The sequence below is a fragment of the Microcoleus sp. MOSTC5 genome, assembly GCF_036701825.1.
Taxonomy (GTDB): Bacteria; Cyanobacteriota; Cyanobacteriia; order Cyanobacteriales; family Microcoleaceae; genus Microcoleus; species Microcoleus asticus.
In genome coordinates this window covers 56,175-77,317 of the sequence record NZ_JAUBRK010000007.1, presented here as the reverse complement: position 1 = coordinate 77,317, position 21,143 = coordinate 56,175, and the positions used below count along the sequence as shown (strand labels likewise).

17 protein-coding genes and 1 pseudogene are annotated in these 21,143 nt (G+C 43.2%); 3 read left to right on the top strand and 15 right to left on the bottom strand.

What is annotated here, in order from left to right:
* Nucleotides 1-39: 39 nt before the first annotated feature.
* From QUA54_RS05005 to QUA54_RS04975, 7 genes are all read right to left on the bottom strand, one after another.
* Nucleotides 40-1,698, bottom strand: coding sequence for a relaxase/mobilization nuclease domain-containing protein (locus tag QUA54_RS05005; protein ID WP_333413637.1), 1,659 nt, complete (start codon nt 1,696-1,698; stop codon nt 40-42).
* A gap of 65 nt (nt 1,699-1,763) precedes the next feature.
* Complete coding sequence (locus QUA54_RS05000; RefSeq protein ID WP_333413636.1) at nt 1,764-2,165, bottom strand: plasmid mobilization protein; 402 nt, start codon at nt 2,163-2,165, stop codon at nt 1,764-1,766.
* 229 nt (nt 2,166-2,394) lie between these two features.
* Nucleotides 2,395-2,574 carry a hypothetical protein gene (locus QUA54_RS04995; protein ID WP_333413635.1) on the bottom strand — a complete coding sequence of 60 codons (180 nt, stop codon included), beginning with the start codon at nt 2,572-2,574 and terminating at the stop codon, nt 2,395-2,397.
* Nucleotides 2,575-4,316: 1,742 nt separating this feature from the next.
* Nucleotides 4,317-4,487, bottom strand: coding sequence for a hypothetical protein (locus QUA54_RS04990; RefSeq protein WP_333413634.1), 171 nt, complete (start codon nt 4,485-4,487; stop codon nt 4,317-4,319).
* 721 nt (nt 4,488-5,208) lie between these two features.
* On the bottom strand, nt 5,209-5,439 hold the full coding sequence (locus tag QUA54_RS04985) for a hypothetical protein (protein ID WP_333413633.1): 231 nt from the start codon (nt 5,437-5,439) through the stop codon (nt 5,209-5,211).
* A complete protein-coding gene (locus tag QUA54_RS04980; RefSeq protein WP_333413632.1) occupies nt 5,436-5,741 on the bottom strand; it encodes a hypothetical protein in 306 nt (101 codons plus the stop codon). The genes QUA54_RS04985 and QUA54_RS04980 overlap by 4 nt, the downstream gene beginning before the upstream one ends.
* 58 nt (nt 5,742-5,799) lie before the next feature.
* Nucleotides 5,800-6,057 carry a hypothetical protein gene (locus tag QUA54_RS04975; protein WP_333413631.1) on the bottom strand — a complete coding sequence of 86 codons (258 nt, stop codon included), beginning with the start codon at nt 6,055-6,057 and terminating at the stop codon, nt 5,800-5,802.
* Nucleotides 6,058-6,604: 547 nt separating this feature from the next.
* Here QUA54_RS04975 and QUA54_RS04970 point away from each other — a divergent pair.
* The gene (locus QUA54_RS04970; protein WP_333413630.1) at nt 6,605-6,784 is read left to right on the top strand and encodes a hypothetical protein; all 180 of its coding nucleotides are present in this window, start codon (nt 6,605-6,607) and stop codon (nt 6,782-6,784) included.
* On the opposite strand, the gene QUA54_RS04965 is transcribed toward QUA54_RS04970, so the two are convergent.
* From QUA54_RS04965 to QUA54_RS04935, 7 genes are all read right to left on the bottom strand, one after another.
* Nucleotides 6,781-8,856, bottom strand: coding sequence for an iron uptake porin (locus QUA54_RS04965; RefSeq protein ID WP_333413629.1), 2,076 nt, complete (start codon nt 8,854-8,856; stop codon nt 6,781-6,783). The genes QUA54_RS04970 and QUA54_RS04965 overlap by 4 nt on opposite strands.
* Nucleotides 8,857-9,167: 311 nt before the next feature.
* The gene (gene pstS / locus QUA54_RS04960; RefSeq protein WP_333413628.1) at nt 9,168-10,184 is read right to left on the bottom strand and encodes a phosphate ABC transporter substrate-binding protein PstS; all 1,017 of its coding nucleotides are present in this window, start codon (nt 10,182-10,184) and stop codon (nt 9,168-9,170) included.
* A 41-nt stretch (nt 10,185-10,225) separates the two neighbouring features.
* On the bottom strand, nt 10,226-10,804 hold the full coding sequence (locus QUA54_RS04955; protein ID WP_333413627.1) for a hypothetical protein: 579 nt from the start codon (nt 10,802-10,804) through the stop codon (nt 10,226-10,228).
* Nucleotides 10,805-11,029: 225 nt separating this feature from the next.
* Complete coding sequence (locus tag QUA54_RS04950; protein ID WP_333413626.1) at nt 11,030-11,479, bottom strand: hypothetical protein; 450 nt, start codon at nt 11,477-11,479, stop codon at nt 11,030-11,032.
* Nucleotides 11,480-11,596: 117 nt separating this feature from the next.
* Nucleotides 11,597-12,952 carry a hypothetical protein gene (locus QUA54_RS04945; RefSeq protein WP_333413625.1) on the bottom strand — a complete coding sequence of 452 codons (1,356 nt, stop codon included), beginning with the start codon at nt 12,950-12,952 and terminating at the stop codon, nt 11,597-11,599.
* Between the two features lie 97 nt (nt 12,953-13,049).
* Nucleotides 13,050-14,141: a substrate-binding domain-containing protein gene (locus tag QUA54_RS04940; protein WP_333413624.1), complete on the bottom strand. Its 1,092-nt coding sequence runs from the start codon at nt 14,139-14,141 to the stop codon at nt 13,050-13,052.
* Between the two features lie 444 nt (nt 14,142-14,585).
* A complete protein-coding gene (locus tag QUA54_RS04935; protein WP_333413623.1) occupies nt 14,586-16,076 on the bottom strand; it encodes a mechanosensitive ion channel family protein in 1,491 nt (496 codons plus the stop codon).
* Nucleotides 16,077-16,253: 177 nt separating this feature from the next.
* Between QUA54_RS04935 and QUA54_RS04930 the strand changes: the two are divergent.
* A pseudogene (locus tag QUA54_RS04930) lies at nt 16,254-16,604 on the top strand (four helix bundle protein).
* A gap of 109 nt (nt 16,605-16,713) precedes the next feature.
* On the opposite strand, the gene QUA54_RS04925 reads toward QUA54_RS04930, so the two are convergent.
* Nucleotides 16,714-19,230 carry an adenylate/guanylate cyclase domain-containing protein gene (locus QUA54_RS04925; RefSeq protein ID WP_333413622.1) on the bottom strand — a complete coding sequence of 839 codons (2,517 nt, stop codon included), beginning with the start codon at nt 19,228-19,230 and terminating at the stop codon, nt 16,714-16,716.
* Between the two features lie 899 nt (nt 19,231-20,129).
* Between QUA54_RS04925 and QUA54_RS04920 the strand changes: the two genes are divergently transcribed.
* Nucleotides 20,130-21,059: a pentapeptide repeat-containing protein gene (locus QUA54_RS04920; protein ID WP_333413621.1), complete on the top strand. Its 930-nt coding sequence runs from the start codon at nt 20,130-20,132 to the stop codon at nt 21,057-21,059.
* Nucleotides 21,060-21,143 lie beyond the last annotated feature (84 nt).

The window sequence follows — 21,143 nt, the reverse complement described above, 5'->3', positions numbered from 1 at the left end:
ACTTTGTTTAAATTCTAGACAAATTTAAGGTAGCAACAATTAATCCAGTTCGATGTCTTGGATGCGCTGTTTATAAGGTTGGTTATTTGGTTGAATATTTTGCTGTTCTTGCTCAATTAATTGTATCCAGATATCATTCCAACTTGACTGTGGATTGACAAGTTCTGCATTCGGTAGCAGCGCAAGCGCATTTCGAGCGAGCTGAGAATTTTCGGCAATCGCTATAATAACGCTATCGAGTTCTTGTAAGAATTCTATAGGCAGTTGTGAAGCTCGTTCAATTCCTAGGTAAATTGTGGGTGGTGGTGTTGTAGAGTTATCCTGGTTATTTTCCTGTTCAATAAGCAAAATTGAAAGGGCTTCGATTGGGTTACAGGCAATCACAGCTCGCTCAATTTCTCCGGTAGTCGCTACCCAGAAAGCAGCTTCAGATGACAGGGGATGGGTTGTAGTAAAGTTGCCCAATTCATCGAGAACAAAAGCGAGCCTGGGTTCCCCCTCAAGCGTCCGTCCTGTAAAGACAGCCTTTTCTGAGCCGGTATACAGCCAAGAATGAGAGTGCAATTTTTCAAGCAATTCTAAAGGTAAACTGTACTCGACTGCTAGATGCGAGCGCACTTTTTGCCACTGAGTTTCATTCCTTTCAGGCAGGATTGACAGTTGTAACTCTAACTCATTTGCTGTTGCAGGAGTAGTAGGTGCGGTTGCTGCTAGCTCAGATTGTGACGACTCTAACTCATTTGCTGTTGCAGGAGTTCCAAGTGTAGTTGTTTCTAGGTCAGATTGTGACAACTCTAACTCATTTGCTGTTGCAGATAGGGTTGCTCCTAACTCGGATTGTGACGACTCTAACTCATTTTTCTCTGCCTCGCTGGGGGCAATAGCTAAGTTTTGTGGCTGCATTAAAGCTTCAATTAGGGCGTTATCTCGCCCTTGGTCATAGCTAACGCCTCGATACTTCTGCAATCCACAAAAAGTGTAGGCTTTACCCAACTGAGTACCTCTTAAAGCGACTCCATCTAAATTGTAAGAAATGCCTTTACTGAAGCCAGTTCGAGTCAATCCGACTTGCACCTCTACGGCTTGTTGCTGCAACCGCTCAACGAATTCTGGCATACTTGGGTTGTCTTGGGTAACTTCATCAATTAGGTCTTGCAATTGCACCCTGACGCTCTTGTTTCCCTTGCTTTTTAATTGCCTGTGTTCTCCTGTAGTCTGAGCTCGCTTGTCTGTTTCCCAACTGGGTGTAACAGTTTCCAAGCTGTAGTTCCGTTCGAGCTGGCGAATAGTTTCTTGGCTTTTGTAATAGTCCCAGCCATCGTCAACAACACCTCCATCTAGGCAAATGCGACTGGCGACGATGTGGATGTGGTCGTGTTCTGTATCGCTGTGCTTGACAACTGCGTACTGGTTGTTGTCAAATTCCATCGCTTTCATGTAGTTGGCTGCGATAGCCAGCCAGCGCTGGTCATTTTCTTCAGAATCTTCGAGTTTTTCGGTGCTATCGACAGATAAAGTGGCGTGAAAAACTGCTACTTTCAGGTTAGGTCTTAGTTGTCGGGCGATGCCAAATTCAGCAGCGAGTTCTTCAGGAGTTTGTCCGCACATAGTACCGCCAATTAGAGCGGCGTCTTTTTTGCCCAGCACGTAGTTCAGACAGCCTCGAAAGCCTGTACCTTTGATTTGTTTGCCAATCATAACCGAAAGACCGTCAGTTGCACAGAATCGATTGCTCAGGCGGTAAAGCCCAAGCTTGTTAATAATTAGCGTATTGTAGATTTGGCGAGGTTTGCAACTATTGTTTTAATTGTACCTCCGTTCTCTCGAATGAGTTGCTGTACGCTTTCTAAGAGTCCTGTATTGACAACAACTGGTTCTCCCAATGCCACAGCACTCTTGCAAGCTTTAGCAATCTGATTGAGGTTGTTTCCTGCAATTCTAAAGTGGGCATCAATCTTGCACAAAACTTGATAGGCTTTTAAGTCAAATGCAGCTAGAGGGCGCGGCATGGTTCTCCTCAAAGCTGCACGGCGCATGAAGTCGCTCATGCTCAAATTGACTAGCGAGGCTCTTGCTTTAATTTGATTGTAGTCAGAGTCAGTTAGGCGAATGTGAATATGGTTGGATAGCAGCTCTCTAGGTTTCACTTCCGGTAAAGCTTTCATAGTTTTTAATCAGTAAAAACTTTTTCCCAAGATACAAGTTAACAACTGTAATTAAAAACCGCTAGTCAGGTGATTTTATCCCCCCCAAGTGGAGAGGGCTATTAGAGGGTTTATCAAAGTAGAGACTGACCATACCCAACTCTAACTTAATTTAATTTGTTTGTATAAAATTTGGCTTGGGAGGCGATCGCACTGGAAGGACGATTAAATGTCTGATCGTGAGGGGTGGTTAACAAGAGAGCGATGGCTGGGTAACAAGAGAGCGAGCTTTTGAGCGATCGCTACCCAAGTGCGATGGGAAAGTTGTGGCAATTGATGCCTGTGCTGCCACAAAAGCCGCCACAACAGCAGGAGCAATGTGAGTAATCGGTACAGCCGAAGAGCGGGTAAAAATTAAGCGCCTTGACATCTAGGATGCCCCATTCATAAGGGTGCGTTATTTTTTGTCTGTATAGATTAGTCAGGGTTTGCGATCACAAAACCATTGCTTGCTACCAAAACTAAACAGCTATAACCAGCCTCAACAAGCAAAGGCAGTCCTTGTACAAAAAAGCAGTAAAGGAACAGGAAAATGCAGGCATTTGCAGGATATTTTCGGGTAAATACAGGTAGAGTGCAGTTCCTGCAAATGCCTGTAATCTTACTGACTTTATACTGCAAACGCCTGACTTTATACTGCAAATGCCTGCGTTGCGATCGATGGCTATTTACAGTCGATGGCGTGTTGGCAACTGTAAAAGTCAACGCATACTCCGCCCTTCGAGCGCTCGACCTTCGTAATTAACATGGGACGATCGTCCGATGTTTGAAATAAAGAAAAGTTGTTTCTTTTCTTCGACCGTAAATTATTCTCGGTCGTGAGAGGCCGAATGACCGAATAATTACGAAGGTCGGATGGAGGATTGCGAACGATTCGCTCCCTCCGCTTTAATTCAATCTTGTACTCGAAGCTCCGTGACCTCCTACACACTCGGTTTACAGCAGTCGTGAGGAAACGACCGCTTGGTTTACAGCAGTCGTGAGGGAACAGCGGCTTGATTTACCGCAGTCGATCGACTCCCAACTATCAATGCTCGTTATAGTTCTCCACCTGATTAGTACAGGCAGTAATCTCTATTCATGGGGTGCATTATTTTTATCTCTGCACGCATTAGTCATGGTTTGTGATCACAAAAACATTGCTTGCTACCGAGAGAGAACCGCCAAAACCAGCCTCAACAGGCAAATGTACGCTCGACACAAAAAAGCAGTAATTTGACCGAAAAAGTCAGGCATTTGCAGGATATTTTCAGGTAAATGCAGGTAAAGTGTACCCCCTGCAAACGCCTGACTTTATACTGCAAATGCCTGACTTTATACTGCAAATGCCTGACTTTATACTGCAAATGCCTGACTTTAGCTGACGCAACAATAGCTAATTTTTTAGCGTTTTTAACAAAATCCGAATTGATTTAATAATCAAGTTACGATACCTAAGTTGAATTAAAAATCAACTTAAGCAAGTGCGAGAAAATTGGCAGCGCAGCAGCCGTTATCTAAATTGAATAAAAAATCAAATTTAAGGAGTATGAGAAAATTGGTAACACATCAGCCGTTATGTCAGCCTTGACAGTTGCATAAATTGCTGTTGTCGGGCCCGCGCTTTGCAATCGGCTAAACTGTTGGTATGAAGGCAGGTTAAGAGCAGACCATCTAAAGTGTCTTAAGAGCGAGAGCGTCTGTGATCGTTGCAACGCCGATCAAGTAAATCAAATTTCCCCGCCTATCCATTTATAGAAATAGTAATTTCTTATTCGCTATCGATTTACAAGGAAATCAACCAGGAGCGATCGGGCTGCCCAACAACCCACTTTCCGCACTCTCCACTGTCACAATCGGTTTTGGCGGAATTTTGTGAACCCAACTAATCATTTTTTATACACAGAAGTGGGAAATTGGACTTGCGCTCGCCAGTTCAATTTAGCCAAACTCCGAAAATTCGTAGTGTGACAGTTCAGGGTGCGGAATGTGGGCAACAAGCCGATCGCTCCTGGTGTCTCCGTGGTCAGCAAGGGAAAATCCAAGAGCGGCAGACCTAGGAAAACTTTCGGCAATATGCGTTTTTATGCGTTTTTGTGAGCTCGCCCCTCACCTTTTAGCTGCTTAAACTCTTCAAATTGCGTCTCGCCAACTATCGCCAAAACATCGGTGGATGCAAGAAAAGTCCGCGTCGATTGCCGCCGCAAAATCCTCCTCAATAGCTGAAGATACGACGCCAGATTGGTAGCCGCTCGTCTGTTTAATTGTAGGAGCTCCGTCGTGGGCGATCGAGCTGTCGCTCAAGCTGATCGCTCCCTACCCAGGTGTGACGGGAGCAATTGATGCCAGTGCTGCTACGAAGTTGTCACAACAACAGGAGCAATGTGAGCAACCGGCACAGTCGAAGATCGGATAAAAATCAAGCGCCTTGACACCTAGGATGTCCCATTCATAAAGGTGCATTATTTTTTGTTTGCACGTAAAAGTCAGAGTTTGTGATCACAAAACCATTGCTTGCTACCGATTGAGGACAGCCAAAACCAGCCTCAACAAGCAAAGGCACGAACAGCACAAAAAAACAGCAATTTGACCGAAAAATTCAGGCATTTGCAGGATATTTTCGGGTAAAAACAGGTAGAGTGCAGCCCCTGCAAATACCTGGATCTCACTGATTTTGTACAGCTTTCCGCCTGATTTTATACTGCAAATGCCTGACTTTAGGTCACACAAAAATTCGCTAATTTTTTAGCGTTTTTAACAAAAACTGAATTGATTTAATAGTCAAGTTGCGGTATCTAAATTGAATTAAAAATCAACTTGAGCAAGTGTGAGAAAATGGGCAGGTAGCTAAAATTTTAGAAGCGATTTTATAGCGTAGTACCCACTATGCCAGCAATAAAGTTGGGGCTGGACTATCTGGTTTTTGCGCTCCGAGCCGAGCTGTTCGCGAGTGTAAGGCTTACATGGTAGTGCGTACTTGAGAGAGTTACCCTGGCAACTATTTCCAGCATGAGTATCTGCGGGTTCATAGAGCGACGATCCTCTTTTCAAGTTCGCTAGCGGTTAAACGTTGCTCCCGCACCCGACCAACTCGAATAGCGTCAATCAAGCTGAGCAAGGCATAAAGTTTTGGATCGTTACTGGCAGCTTGAGGGACTGAACGGTACAGAGGCGCGATTGCCTGCCATCTCACAACACCTTGAGGGTCAGGCCAGACGTAAACCTCAGACGGTGAAGCAACCAGCTTGCTTTTCAATGGCGATCGCAGAATGTGCAGTTGGCAATCCCCGCTTGCTTGGGGCCTGGTTGGGCGTAGAATACATAGCGCAACCCGTGAACCAAGAATTCCAACACCGCTTGCTTCAAAATTTTCCGCTCGGAGCCATAATACAGACCGGCAGCTTCAGAACGCTCAAGGGCAGCATGAACCGAGGCGATGCGCTCATTCCCAAGCTTTGAGCGAGAGAACTGTACGTCCAGTTCGTTGAATCCCAACTGTGCACTTTGAGTATTGCAAGGATATCTTGGGATTTTAGCATAGCGGATGAGCTCGCGCATTGTGTCCTTTATTCTACATTCGCGATCGGGCGAATAATTGAGGTGTGGCGACTTTAATCTACTGCTCGGCGCTCGTTGAAGGGCAATCGCCATGTAGCCAATACAGCGCTCGCCTCGGCCGCTTGCAACCGTTGTAGGTAGGAGCGTGAGCACTCATCACCGTGTGCCAGTTGCGTGAGCCTTGACTTGTTAAACTAGGCACTTTGGAGGTAGTGACAATTGCGTTCGCATTGATAAAGTTGTACTTGATTTTAGAGAGAGCGCGATCGTCAAACGACTCTAAGTTCAAGACCGTACCGACGCTACCCAAGTTCAATGGGACAGTTGCGGCAATTGATGCCAGTGCTGCTACGAAGTTGTCACAACAGTAGGAGCAATTTGAACAAAAGGTTTTGTACGGACAAAAACATTGCTTGCTACCAAAACTCAACAGCTATAACCAGCCTCAACAAGCAAATGCACTCTCGGCACAAAAAAGCAGTAATTTGACAGGCCAATGCCGGCTCTTGCTGGACATTTTCAGATCGAAACAGGTATGGTACAGTCCCTGCAAATACCTGTATTCTCGATGATTTTGTACAGCAAACACCTGATTTTGTACAGCCAATGTCTGACTTTAGCGCTCCGCAACAATTAGCTATTTTTTAGCGTTTTTAACAAAATTTGAATTGAATTAATTGTCAAGTTGTGGCATCTGAATTGAATTAATTGTCAAGTTTCATCGGAGCGTATAGGTACAATGTTGATTGTTCAACCTCTTTCAGGGCGTGCTAAATATTTGATCCGCCCTCCCAGTCGGTAAAATAAAAGACATCAACGCTCGAAGGAAGGAATGACAGATGATTTAAGCCCTACCAAAATTAATGACAATTACTTTAGACGATTTTATGGACTGGTATCCAGAAGGTTACGACCGCTTTGAATTACGTGATGGAGTAGCTGTCCAGATGCAACCAACAGGAACCCATGAACGAGTAGCAAGAGAAGTCGCCACTATAGCGACTATCGAAATTCAGCGTTTGCAACGCCCTACTTTTAATTAAAACGTAAAAGTAGTTCGGAATAATCCAATCCAAATACTATCATTGGCTGCATTATGCTCGGGATTAGTAATCAACAAAACTCCCGGAGTAATAAAAATGTTGTTAGTAAGTGGATAACGATAAGATAGCTCAAAATGCAGCGAACTATCGCGGTCTAAGCGAGAAGAAACATCATTACTTGTAACCTTCGGGGGCATACCAAAGACAAAATTTAACTGACTACCTAACTTACCCAAATCTGGCACTACCGCAGTAACTGCCCAACTCCAGATATCGGCACTAGCTCCCCTTGAACCATCTAAACCATTAACACGGGGCGAAGACTCAGCCCTCGCATTAAAATAGCTAACCCAAGCGCCTAAAATCAACTTATTGCTCAACTTATAAGTAGACTGTAAGCCAAAAGCGTTAGAAGAAGTCGCCGTATTTTCTCCAAAAGGCAACTGAGCAAATCTACTGCCCTTACTCCCCGTTACATTAACAGTTGAACCGGGTTCGGGAGCGTAGTAGTGACCGTAGGTAAAAGCGATCGCTAACCTATTAGATGGAGTATAAGTTAACTGAGTTAAAGCAGTATATTGACCGCCAAAGAGTCCCTCAACTGGATTGCTACCACTCGTAGTTAAATAACTGACACCAGCGGCAATTTTATCGGTAAAGTTATAGTATACTACAGCACCCGTACCAAAAGCAAACGAATAGATAGGACTTTCAGCACCAAAATTGGAAATAGAAGAAACAGGATTAAGGGCCGGAAAAATGCGAGTCGGAAAATCTGCAAGAGGTGCGATCGCTACTTTACCGCGTTTACCTATAGGAAACTCATAAAACAAGGAGCCCACCCTAAGATTATTGCTAGTGTTAATGGCACCAATTAGGCTAGTCATATCTGTTCCAGTAACACTACTACCAAAATTGCTGACATTTCCAGCCCGAATGCTAGTCCGCAATCGGTCTCGACCTGTAAAACTGGTATCAAAGTTGAGATTTATGCGCGCTGATAAGGTGAGATTTTCATTCAAATCGTCCCGGGGCTTTTCCCCAGAAGGAACAGCTTTCCGATCTCCAAAAGCACTAATTAAATTAAAATCTACTGTACCCCGAAGAACTGTAGTAGTGCTAAACTGATTGTCGTTGAGAGAGGTTACCCGCTGTTCTAAATTATCTATTTTAGTTGTGATAGTTTTCAGTTCAGTAGCAAAATCTGCTTGTAGCCTTTGTACAACTGCCAACTCTTCTCGATTGGGAAATGTATTGCTCAAGCTATAAATTATACGTCCAACCTTTATCAAACAAGTATTAAAAGCAGCAGCAAATTCATAACGGGTTATAGCACGATTACCCTCGAAAGTACCTTTGCCAGAACCAGCAACGCAACGATATTTTTCTACCAAGCTTCGCAGCGCTTCATAAGCCCAATCGCCCGGACTAACATCTCGCAAATCTGTGACACTGGTAACTTCATCCATAGCATCGGGTGGTTGGCTATATAGTTGGGGCGGTTGTAATTGGTTAGTAGGAATTTTTGGGACTTGAGGTTCATCATCCACGTTGACTGAGGGCAACCTATTACCAGAAGATACTTGGTTTTCCCATGTGCTAGAAATCACCTTTGAATAACTCAATAATTCTTCCCAATACTTCTCGGATAAGGCTCGATCTACCCTAACCTCTTCACCTTCGATCGGGATTAGGGAGGGGGAAACATAGCCCTCCTCTTTTCCAATAGGAGTTGGGGGGATATTCGAGGGTTCAATATTACTAACCGACAAGTCTTGGGATTCTTCCCTAAAATCATTTGAGTTAAAATTTGTTACAGATGATGGACGCAGAGATTGGTTAGTCGTGTTAATTTCATCAGTTGATGTAACCATAACATCTGAAGTGTCTGCCAATGTAATAACTCGGTCAGTAGCCTCATTCTTCTCTGGCAAGTTGGCAGTTGTAGTTGTGTGAGATTCAGGTTCGGGAGTATCAGCAAGATTTGCTTGCGCCAAGACAGGGGGTAATATTAACAAGTTACAACCCAGTATTAATGAGGTTAGCGGCAACGACAGACTCAATTTACTCATAATTTTTCCTTTTTCTCCTACAGACAATGGATAACAAGCCTTTTTATCTCCGAAGGCAGGAGGCAGGAGGAAAAGTGCCCTGTGTCTCCTGCTGCGACCTTCATGGATCAAGGGTTTAAGACCGAAGGCAGGAGGGGTCGAATCCCCTACTGATACCAAATCCGAGTTTGCCACCCCCTTTATCTTCTGACTCTTCTGTTTCCTCTTCTCTTCGCGTTCTTCGCGTCGAAAGCGGTTCCATCATAAAGGGGGTAAGTAACCTGGATTTGGTATGATTTGCGGCTCCTGCCTCCTGCCTCCTGCCTTCTTCATTAGGGACGAACTCTCAATTCATTATTGGCAGTTTCAATCACTTTATTAGCTACATCTTCAGGAATTTTCGTATACCCTAATTCTCGATTAAATGCTTGACCCTTAGTTAAAATCCATGTCAACAAGTTCTTATTAGCTTGGACAAGAGTTTCGTTGGGATACTTTTCATAGAACAGCAGCCAACTCAAACTAACCAAGGGGTAGCCATCTTCTGGGTCATCAATATCTTCAGTCGTGAAGTCATCGTTAAACTTTATATTAGCTAGGGCTTTTTCAGTTTCTGGCAAAGTCGGTTCCACGTAACGACCAGCCCGATTTTCAATCCTAGCTGTAGCCAGATTGTTCTTACGAGCAAAGCTTGTTTGGACGTAGCCGATCGCACCATCAATCCTTCGTACTTCTCCAGCCACTGCACTATCTTGAGGAAGCGCAGCGAAAACCTGAAATCCCCAATTAGGTTCCCGCGTCGCTTCTATCTTTCCCCCTGTAATTTTTCGCAAGTATTTAGTGAGCGTGAAGGTAGTACCGCTACTATCGGATTGAACTATAACTTGAATCTTTTTGTTAGGAAAACGGGAATCTACTTGGTTCCAATTGGCAATTTTACCTGTAAATATTTGTGCCAGTTGCTCGCGAGATAATTTGACATCCGAGGTCACATCTTCAAGGTTGTAAACAATGGCTATTGCCCCTCCTCCTGTGGGTACCATTAGCAACCCATCTTCCATCTGATTTTTCTCAATTGGGGTAGGAATTAAAGTAGTACCTCCGAAGTCCAGTGTTTTATTGATAAACAACCGAATACCACCACCACTGCCAATGGAACTATAGTTGAACTTGACCCCTGTTTCCCGTTCGTATTCGGCGCTATAACGCTGATAAAGAGGTTCGGAAAAAGAAGCACCAGCACCCTTAAGTAATTGAGCAAAAGCAGCATTAGTAGTGAAAGCAATTGTTGTTGCAGTTAGTGTGGCAGCGACAATTCTCTGCCAATTACCGATCGTAAATGTCTTCATGAATCTGTGCGACCAAATTGCATATTTTGACTGTTGATGTGCTAAATATTGATTTTTTTGCGGTAAATGACGACTTTATTACCATCAGCAGCAATTTCTAACCAAAAATCCCGAATGACAAATTGATAGAAAAATTCGCCAAGACGGGTACTCCGCCAAGTGCTGATAAGTGGGTCATTGGGAGCCCATTTTTTGAAAGCTTTTAGAGCAATTTCAGGGACTCCACTGGACTCTATTTGCTCGTCAACTTGAATAAGAGTGCCACTGGGAGTAACTTGTACTTCAACTTCAAAGCCTTGTTGGTTTTTACCTCTGAGTATGTATATTAACGAACCATCTGACTTTAGTTCAATTCGGGCTTGGCTAAATGCAGCATTTGTCGCTGTCTTTGCTGAAGACATTGCTGGAACTGCTACTTCTTCCAGGGGTATTTTTCGTACTATCCCCCCTAAATTTTGGGCTATTAATACATTTTCTTTTTCTCCAAAAGATTGAGCATGAACGTTACAAGAATACATAGAAACAAAACTAACAGTTATTCCTGTAACTATGAAAAGTTTCTGCCAAGTATTTGTGGGTAAAATCATCAGTTTTTTAGTTTGTTTTTTTTGTTTATTCAAGACTACCAGATCTAGCCCATACTTTCGTTTATTTCTGCACGCTTTTCATCGATAGGCTTTCAGAAAAAAAATATAACTTTTCTATGTCATTCAATGACAATTCTGTGTTTCATCACTATTCTGCTATTAGGGATAAAGCGGCACAATTTTTAAATAAAAACGAGCCGCTCTTTAAGCTCAGCAAATGCGTTCACTTTCTGCGTCGCGCAATGACAATTATTTATGTTAAATTGTCTCCAGTTCACAAAAAGACAATTGGGGCGGGTAAAGAAAATAAAACTTTTCGTGATCGTGGATAAAATCCAACTGAAAAACACAAATCGGTTTCACTTGATGAAAAGCTGTCATTTTAAATCGTCTAACATCTAATCCCTCATCTCTCTCAACCTCTATCGATTGAGAAAAATTTCCGGGGTATATAGTATCGAAATAAATTCTTAATTTCCCAACTTCTATGAGAAAATGTTTGGCAGCTAGCTGACAGCTATACCAATGACCTGGATTAGGAATAACTCCAAAATATGGGCTAGTATACCACCAATCTATTTGGTGATATAACTCCTTGCTGATTAAAAAATCATTGCTTTCTTTAAATTCTTGCCAACCTTTATCCAGGCTGACCTGTAAAATTGAGTGAGACTCTATAATGGTTTCTAGGAGATTTTTAGACAACATGATGACCTCAGTGATGGTGTTTTTAATTTTTAGTGAATTATCCTTAATTTAAGGATAAGGGGTAACGTTTATACCACGTCAATTAACTTCAATGATTGTTTTATGAATAAGAAGCTATTAGGGTTGGATTAGAACCGGACTAAAACCGAACGGTAACTGCCAATAGTGTATCTTTCTGGAGCTTTGTTTGTATTGATCGAGAATGTGAGACACAGCGTTTTGAATTTCCTTTACACTATTTTTCACACTGTCACCCTCTACTTCATAAGGAGCAATTCTTGCCATGAAGTAAGCTCCGCTCTGATTTCGGGGAGTACCTAATGATAAATTCCGCATGATTCGCAATTCAACAGAACAGTCAAATTTCAATCCCTGTTCGGAGACAATATATTTAAAAGGCTTTTTGACCAGATAGGGCTGTAGGATGAAACCTTCTGGGACAGAGTAGTTATCTTGGACTTTGACTATTGATTGATTTGCACCCCCATGACCATCGACTGATTTTTGGAAATATACTCCAGGGGGAACGTCACCTTGTTGAATAGTTTTTACATAATGGTGGTGAGCCGTTGGCAAATCTTTTAGGGCTGCTAAATCTCGTTTATCAAAAATGTTCTGCCAAGCTGGATGCCATATCCAATTTAAGCTTGAGTCTGAAAAGAAATCTACAAGTTCTTGTTTGCTGTCAGGTTGGTTTTGTAGCGTGCTTAGAACCTCTCTGATCTCGTCAGGCACCAGCCGACAGATGATATTAACCATTTTTACAGTCTTTAACAACCTACCTGCACTATCGTGGATGTCAGCTAGCCAGTGGCTTCCATGACGGTAAATCTCGTAAATCGACACTAGATGAGAACCCGAGCCAGATAGTAACTCTGACATGGCTTGTAGATCTATTCTGCTAGCCTGTCTGACCGGATCGACATCAACGATAAAAATCTCAGGGGTTTGGCTTAGCTGGTTAATAGCTTCTAAGCCTTTTTCTGGCTCAAAAAGTTTATCCAATAACTCTTCTGGATGCTCCCCTAGTGCTGTTTTTGCCGCCTGTAAAATTAGACGTATCCAACCTAGATAACTAATCACACCTTGCACCTCAGTAGCTTTTATACTTAAGCTATTCTGGCAATTGTCGGTTACGAGTACATCATACGCTATAGGAATTCCTAAGCCTGATTGAAGATGTTTAACTAATTGGGAGTTGATAGTCTTTAGGTTCAGATGTTGTCCCACAACGCTCTTAAATCTCTGAGTTATCCGCTCGTTAAGAGCATCAGCATCAGTTGCCAAGGCTAGTATGTAATCTTCAACTTCCTGAGAGGCTTGGTACAGTTGGTCAGCAAGTTCCGCAGAAATGATGAGCGGAAAGCCATACTGAAAGGGTTGATTTTGGCAAATAAAGTTGAGCTTTAGCTGAGCTAGAGCTTGCCAGTAACTCTTGGCTTGCTCAGTTGTGAATTGTGCAATTTCAATCATATCTCTAACTATTGTGGTGTATGTGAGTTCTGCAATCAGGGGGTTCTTCAAGTCCAAAGACAAGTAACTAATTTTTATTGCCTACTTTCTTCAACGATTATTTATTACCTTTCAATTGCAAGAACTTAATTTTTGACTCATCCAATACGGTCTGTTTAACTGGGAAGTAGCCTAAACTAGAAATTTCTTCGTTTACATAGGTCAAGTAATAGTTAACAAAACCTGCTACTTCCGGTCGTTGGCGAATCGCTTTGGCATCCGCATAAATATACAGCGGACGAACGATGGGATATGTTGACAGGAAAGGGTCTACTCTATCAATAGCGATCGCCCTCAACTTGTCTCGGTTTTCTTTATAGGAAGCATACTCTAAAAAGCCAATCATATAGGGATTAATTAAAGCTTCTGAGTGCAACTGCTCTACAAAGTCATAAAATACCGTATTGGGAGCATTAGTAAGTTGGCTGACGTTCCCTTGGAAAATAGCTTGGGAAAGCAGTTCAACAGAGCCGCCAGTAGCAGCCCCCGCTGGGACAATGCGTTTAATCAGCTCTTTTGGCCATTTGGGATTGACATCTGACCAATGTTGAACAGTAAATACCTTTGCCAGTTCTTCGCGCGTCAGACTGTGTGGGAGAAAACTATTCTGAGAACTGACTACAATGGTCACAGCATCGGTGGCTATTTGAAAGTTGATCGGCTCAACACCTGATTTGGCACAGGCTGCTAACTCCTGACTGGTAATCGGGCGAACTGCATTGACAATATCTACCTTTTTATCCTCGCAAAATAGCTTGAAGCCAACCTGAGTATCAATACCAGCGAGATTAATCTTACTGGGATACCCGTCTTGGATAAAGCGTTGAGCAATAGCCTGACTAATCGGCAAAACTACCTGACTTCCCGATATGGCCAGTGTTCCCTCCAGTTCCAGGGGTTTTACTTCGGGTAAGACAATGCCCTGTTTAGCTGAGTCTTGAGTTGAGGGTGATTTAACTAATTTCCCCTCGACTTTCTGAATACCCAAGCTTTCTTTTGAAGATCGATCCGCCGTAGCTTTATTGTCAATATTTGCTTGTGAGGTTTTTGATTGACCCGCGCAGGCTGTTAATACTAAAACTAGGTTGAGCAAAAATAAGTAATTTATGTAATTATTTGCTCTAGTTTTCCTCATGTTGATTGATGACATATATAGGAACCACCCAAGTGGTTAGGAAGGAAAATAAAAAAAATAGAAAATATTTTAGTGTTTTTAGTCTCCTTTTGGGAAAAATGTAGTGTTTACTTGACCTGAATGTAGCGTATTTATCTGAGGTGAAATTTAAACTTTACCACTAAACAAAATCTACACTATTTGACCGGAAAAGTCAAGCCTAAAATTACCAAACAAATAACTATTTTTAGCGCCAATTTCAGGATAGCAAGAGGCAGGAGGCAGAAGCTAGCAGGCAGGAAACAGAAGTAATAAGAGCTACCTTTTTGTGCGATCGCTCGTGTTCGGCATCCCCCTGGCGGTTGATATAATTTTATCAAAATTTAGGGGTTTAAAATCCACGCAGGTTGGCGGAATGTTTTTAGGGTGAGGTGGAAAGCCCCATCCGAAAAACCTCACTGTCAACTGTCAACTGTTTAACTATCTTCTCACTTGCGCTCGGCTACCATTGTTATTAATCAACGACTTCACATCCTCCTTAATTCCTTTAGCAACTAAAACCATTTTTTTGCGTTCTTCGATATATTGGATAAGCTCTGAGGCAAATTTGTTGTTAGATTCAATTGCTTCGACAATCTTTTCGGCGGGAATCACTACAACCTCAACATCTTCGTTGGCGATCGCTGTAACTGGACTTAAGTCTCCTGGAAAGATAGCCATTTCACCAAAGGCTTCGTTAAGTTCGAGCTCGTCCACTACCTTGCGATCGCCTTGTTCATCTTTTAGGTAAGCCTCTCCCCTACCCTTGAACATAATATAAAGTCCCTCGTCTTCTTTGCCTTCCTGAATAATTAGCTCACCTTGGCCGTAGGCTTGAAATCTAGCCCGTTGGGCCAGTTTCTCAATCTGAGTGTCATTGAGCGTTAGGAAATATGGGAGCGATCGCAAATAAGTTACTAATTCCGGTTGGCGGTTCTCGATTGCTTGAGGAATCTGGCTTGGTATTCCTTGTTTAGCATCGACGCTGTACTGCACTGCGATCGGATAGGGGGCGGTAAAACCATAACGTTGGGTCAGATAATAAATTCGGGACTTGAGTTGCCCAGAAACACCAAAATTTTTTTCAGGCAGTAATTTATAATAAAGGTCGTAGGTGATACAGGAGTCTCCATAGGAAGTAACTTGAGCCAAACCTTCGTCTTCAATTGCATCTATGCCCTCCACCAAGCTATTTAGTGCTGGAATCACTTGATTAGGAGAGTCGTCATAAGAAAAGCTGGCGGAAATACTTTTCCAAATTGCTCCCTGACCGTAATTGATAATGCTTGCCTTCGACAGTACCCCATTGGGAACGTTGAATGTCTTGCCAGGAGATGCAATAGTAACCGACCACCAGTTTTGCTCGATTACCCGACCCTGCTTTCCGTCGAACTCAATCCAGTCACCCGTTCTGAACGGTTTGGCAAATAGCAGCAGCAATCCTGATACCAAGTTGCTGAGGGTATCTTGCAGCGCTAGGGCAATTACTGCTGAAGCTATCCCTATACTGCTGCCCAAACCACTTAAACTTATCTCCCAAACTCCATTGATAATGTGATAGCCAATGGCTAAAATCACTACAGCCCTAGCTACCTGAAAGAACAGGTTAGGGACATGAATTTGCCATTTGATAGTTTCTTTTTTTGTAGTCAGTAGGGCGTTGACTAAAGAAAGTCCCGCTACAATCAGGGCAACCCAAGTTAACGTTTCCACAAAACGCGCCCAGGAATCTTTGCCAGCGACGTTCAAAAGCTGTCGCATTACCAATAGCACGGCTAACGGCGGTAACAGATACTCGCGCACCTGACGCAGACCAACGGCTAAAGGATGTTGCTCGCGTTCCAATCTTGAAGCGGCTTCACCAAGCAGTATGCCAAACAAGGGGAATCCCAATCCTAAAAGCAATAGCCATCCCAGAAGTGATTTATCCATGAGTGTTTTTTAACGAATGATAAACAATGAGTAGCGGGGCAGGAGGCAGGGGGCAGGAGTCAGGAGGCAGGAGAAGGCAGGAGGCAGGAGGCAGGAGGCAGAGGGCAGGGGGAGGCAGGAGGTTTATAATTGTTTAGTTGAGTTTCTCCCAACTTCCTACTTCTAACTTCGTTCACCATGAGCTACAGAGAGCAATTTATCTGGCAGTGTGGAGTCAAGCTTGCGATTAACTGCTATCGCCTTACCGAAAACTTCCCAAAATCTGAACTTTACGGATTAACAAGTCAGATTAGACGAGCGGCAGTTTCTGTACCATCAAATATAGCCGAAGGCTATGGAAGATGAACGCAAAACGAATATATCCATTTTCTACACATTGCTTTAGGTTCGCTTCGGGAACTTGACACTCAGTTGATTATTTCCAAAGAAGTCGGATTAGCATCTCCTGAACTATTTAGTCCTGTTTTGGAAGAAGTCGATAGGTTTCAAGGAATTTTAGTTTCAAGCATTCAAAAAATCAAATCTTAAAACCCTCCTGCCCCTTGTCTCCTACCTCCCCCTACTTTCTCCTACCTCCTCCTGCCTTCTGCCCTCTGCCTCCTGCCCTCTGCCTCCTGCCCTCTGCCTCCTGCCTCCTTCAAACGCCTATCTTTTCCAACTCAAGTTCTGCTGCTGCTTCTTTCATAATTTCGCTCAGGAATGTGTAAGCTTCTTCCCATGCCTTTCGCACTGGCGTAGTAAATTCTTCACCCAGTCCTTGGGCTAACGCCCACAGCAAAGCTTCGCCGACGGTATCGTAATATTCAGCCTTGACGCCAAAGCCCGCATGGCTGCGACCCAGCTTCTGGACGGGACCGATAATTTTATCGGGGTGACGCAAACCTTCCACGGCGAGAGCAAGCGTAGCCATTAACTTACGTTCCTGTTCTTTCATATCCCCCTTAAATAGAGAACGAAAAGAAGGTTCTAATTCAAACAGTCGTTGGTAGAAAAGTTCGGCAGCCTTCTCAGAAATAGGCTTAATTTTTGCGAAAGATGACTGAACCAAGTCCACCTGACTTGTAACCAACTTTTGGGCCGTTACTAACGTCCAGGTTTCTACATTTCCTAGGTTTTCAATATTTACCGATGGGTTATGCACGAATGTGTAGCTATCTGCTACCCGTTCATACACACTCTGAGTTAGCAAAATATAGTTCAACTCAGTTTTGCTATGTAAGCGGCTTGCCAAATATACCGTTTCGCCCCAGATGCTGTATCCAAATTTCTCGGTTCCGACTACCCCTGCTGTGATTGGGCCTGCATGAATGCTGATGCGTAAACCCAAAGCAAAATTACGACGACCATTTTCCCGGCGTTGGATAATGTCTAACATGGCTAGAGCAAAATCAACCGTTCGTTTGCTGTGGTCAAATCTGATTTGGGTGAGCCCACACACTGCTACGTAATCTGTACTAAGAGTGTTTTGCCGTTCTACGCCAAAATGTTCTGCGGCTTGGTCAAATTCATCAAATAGTTTCGTAAGCAGTTCTGTTACCTCTAGCGGTGACATTTGCTTGCTCAACTCAGCAATACCTGCCACATGGGCATTGAGAATGGTTACTTGCTTGAGGCTGTCGGCAATTACTAACTCTCCTTCGTTCCGGCGATCGGCGATCGCGCTGGGTAGGATATTATGCAAGAGAATATCATTCTCTTGCTTCTTGGTTTCCAGTTGCTCCTGTGTTTGGCGTAATTTGTTCGCCACCTCTTTGAACTCTGTTGCCAATTCCCCAAACTCGTCTTGGGATTTCACGTCAACTTCCACATCCAGTTCCCCGGCACTAAGTTTTCGGGCGCTATCAGTCAAGCGACGCAGGGGAGAGGTAAAAATCTTTGCAGCAATTGCCGCTAAAAACGCCGTTCCCAGTAGAAAAAGCACCGCCGCAATCAACAAAATCACCTGTAAAGTGTAAAGCGGACGATAAGCTTCGCCCACCTCCATTTCTGCCAGAATCGCCCAATTTAAGCCGTTCAACTTCAAAGGAGCGTAGGAACTCAATACCTCTGCCCCCCGATAGTTGCGGTCTACCATCATGCCTTGTTTTCCTGCTAAGGCAGCTTGGGCGGCTGGACTGTTGATTTTCTGTAAGCCAATGGTAGTGTTGAAGTTCTCCATCAGTTGCAGAGTTGTCTGGTCAGTCCCCGTGTAACGAACCACGTTTTGATATTTTTTGGGGTCTTCAACCCAAAAACGGGATGTCGAACGCATTAAGGAATCCGGTCCGACTAAATAAGCTTCCCCCGTTTTCTGCAAACCACTGGCTTCCCAATTATTACTCCGGCTAATTGCCTGGTCGATTTTTTCAATGGGAATTTGCACTGCCAAAATGCCAATCATGTTAGAACCGCTATAAATGGGCGTTGCCAAGAAAGCGGCTGGAGCGTTATAAGAGGGGCGGTAAGGTTTGAAATCAGCAACCTGAATGCTACCTTGTGTAGGATTTGACTGGACTTTCTGCAGCAAATCAGTTAGTGAACTCTGGGCGTAAAAACCCTGTAGTCGATTAGTGGCAAAATCTGTTTCTTTAAAATAGGAATAGATGATATCTCCGGTTTTATGATTAATCAAAAATAAATCGTAATAACCGAATTTTTGGATAATTCCTGCAAATATTTTTTGATATTTGGCATGAGCTTTGCTGTAATCGCTGCCATCACCAGCATCTAGTAGCTTATCTTTTTGGCCGACTGGATTGGGATTAGAAGCAATGTAGTGATACTGGAGATAGCGAGCTGCTTGTCCGGTGGGACGATAGACACTGGGGTTGAGTTCTTGTGGGGATAGATTACTTTTCAACCTAGGGAAAAATTGCTCGGTGTAGTAAGTATCCAGCGCTGTATCCCATTCGGCGGGAACAAAGTTGCGCTCCAGGTTGCGGAAACTCCCATTCAAATCCACCATCGCTTTAACAACGTTGCTGTCTGCTGCCAGCATCCCTACTTGGTTGTTCAAATTTTCAAAGTACGATTCAAACTGCTCGGCTTTGGTGCTGCTGATACCTGCAAGTTGCTCGGCGATTTTGCTTCTGAGGGTGGCTTGTGTTTGATACCAACCAATCCCACTAACTACCACTACAGAACCGAGGCTAACTCCTAGGAGTAACGCTTGCATCTTGGATTGAATGGTCCAGCCGCCCAGTTGGAGATTACCCAGTTTTAGATTACCTAGGGAGTCATTACGGAATTTACGCAAGCGATTTAGGGGATTTAACATCTGTTATTTTTCTGCTTTCTTAAGCTTTTTATTCTTGTATTTATATCTCTAGTTCTACCTGTATATCAGAGGAAGTTCTTGAAGTCAAGCTTTTTTACAAGTTTTTTAAAGAGCAATTATTCTTTAGTTAAAAGTAGGAAAAGTAGGAAAAGTAGGAAAAGTAGGAACCTATTATCGGAAAGATAAAAAAGTAAAAAAAAGGTTTATTATTGGTTTAGATTAGACAATGCCGATTAACCCTTGCCAACTAAAGTTCCTAAGAAAAAATTGACCTAAGCTGTCGCGCATTTAAATTTCATATTGGAGGGGGCGAGACACCCCACAAAAGTTTGATTGTTTTTTGATATAGCAATCCTAAATGAGTCGTAAATTTTTTACCCCACCCCAACCCTCCCCTTGGTAAGGGGAGGGAGTAAGAAATTCACAAATGATTTAGGATTGCTATATACAATTTAAATGCTGAATAGCTTATTATCTTGATAAATTCTAGATTTTACGTTGAATTAAGTAGATTTACTTATCTGCACTCCAGGCAATCCTACCTAAAAAACAAACAACTGATATTCGATACTTACCCTTAAATACCAGTAAATTACGAAACTTTTTTAATCAATTTATCGGCTCAAGTCAGTCATATTAATTGATATAAACATGATGAATATATCAACTCCAGTCTCACTCTTGGCAACGAACGAAAATAAAGTATCGGTAGAGATGGCAAATCTATGAATGCAGGGCATCACAACCAAGCTTGTTCAAAAACCACCGTTAAGCCGAGCAATTCCTAGTTAATGCTGATGAACATAATTAATGCCAGTGACATTCTTAAGCGGTATGCTGAGCAAGAACGAAATTTTCAAAATCTTAACCTTAGTCGAGTTGACCTGAAGGGTGCTGACCTAAATGGAATTGATTATAGTCATACTAACCTCAATAGTGCTGATTTGAGTTATACCAATTTAAGCGGCACAAATCTGATGTGGACAGATTTGAATCGAGCCAACTTAAGACAGGCAAACTTAACTCAAGCTTGCCTGCTCTACAGCAGCCTTTTTTGGACGGATTTACAAAAAGTCACATTACTTAACGCCAACCTGAGTAATGCTCTTCTAAATCATGCAAATCTAACTTCTGCCTGTTTAAAAGGTGCTAATTTAACGGAAGCCTCTTTAGAAGGCGCTTGTTTGGTTCAAGCAATTCTGAGTCAAGCTAATTTATTGAAAGCAAACTTGAAAGGGGCGGATTTTACGGGAGCCAATCTCGATGAAGCAAATCTGCGTCAGACAAATTGGGAAGGTGCTATCTTAAGCCAAGCCTCGTTGCAGCGAGCCGATCTCGAAGAGAGCCAGCTTAATGAGACAATTCTCAAGAGAGCTGATTTGACGGAGGCAGATTTGGTTGGGGCTGATTTGAGATATGCTGATTTGACAGAAGCGATTTTGTGCCGAGTTGCTTTAGAGTTAGCCAACTTAGTGGGCGCTGACTTAAGCCGTGCTAATCTCAAAGGAGCCTCTCTATTTCAAGCCGATCTAGAGGGAGCAGTTTTAAGAGATACTAATCTGGTTGAGACAGATCTGAGACACGCCAACTTGAAAGATACTCAGTTAATGGGCTCGGATTTTTCTGGTTCTCGCGTCAAAAGAGCGTGTTTTACAGATGCTCAAGGGTTAACTGGCCAACAGAAGCAGTGGCTCAGAACTAATGGAGCCTTGAATATCCCAACCTAGTGCAAGAAGGCAGGAGGCAGGAGGCAGGAGGCAGGAGGCAGGAGGCAGGCAGGAGGCAGGAGGCAGGAGGCAGGAGGCAGGAGG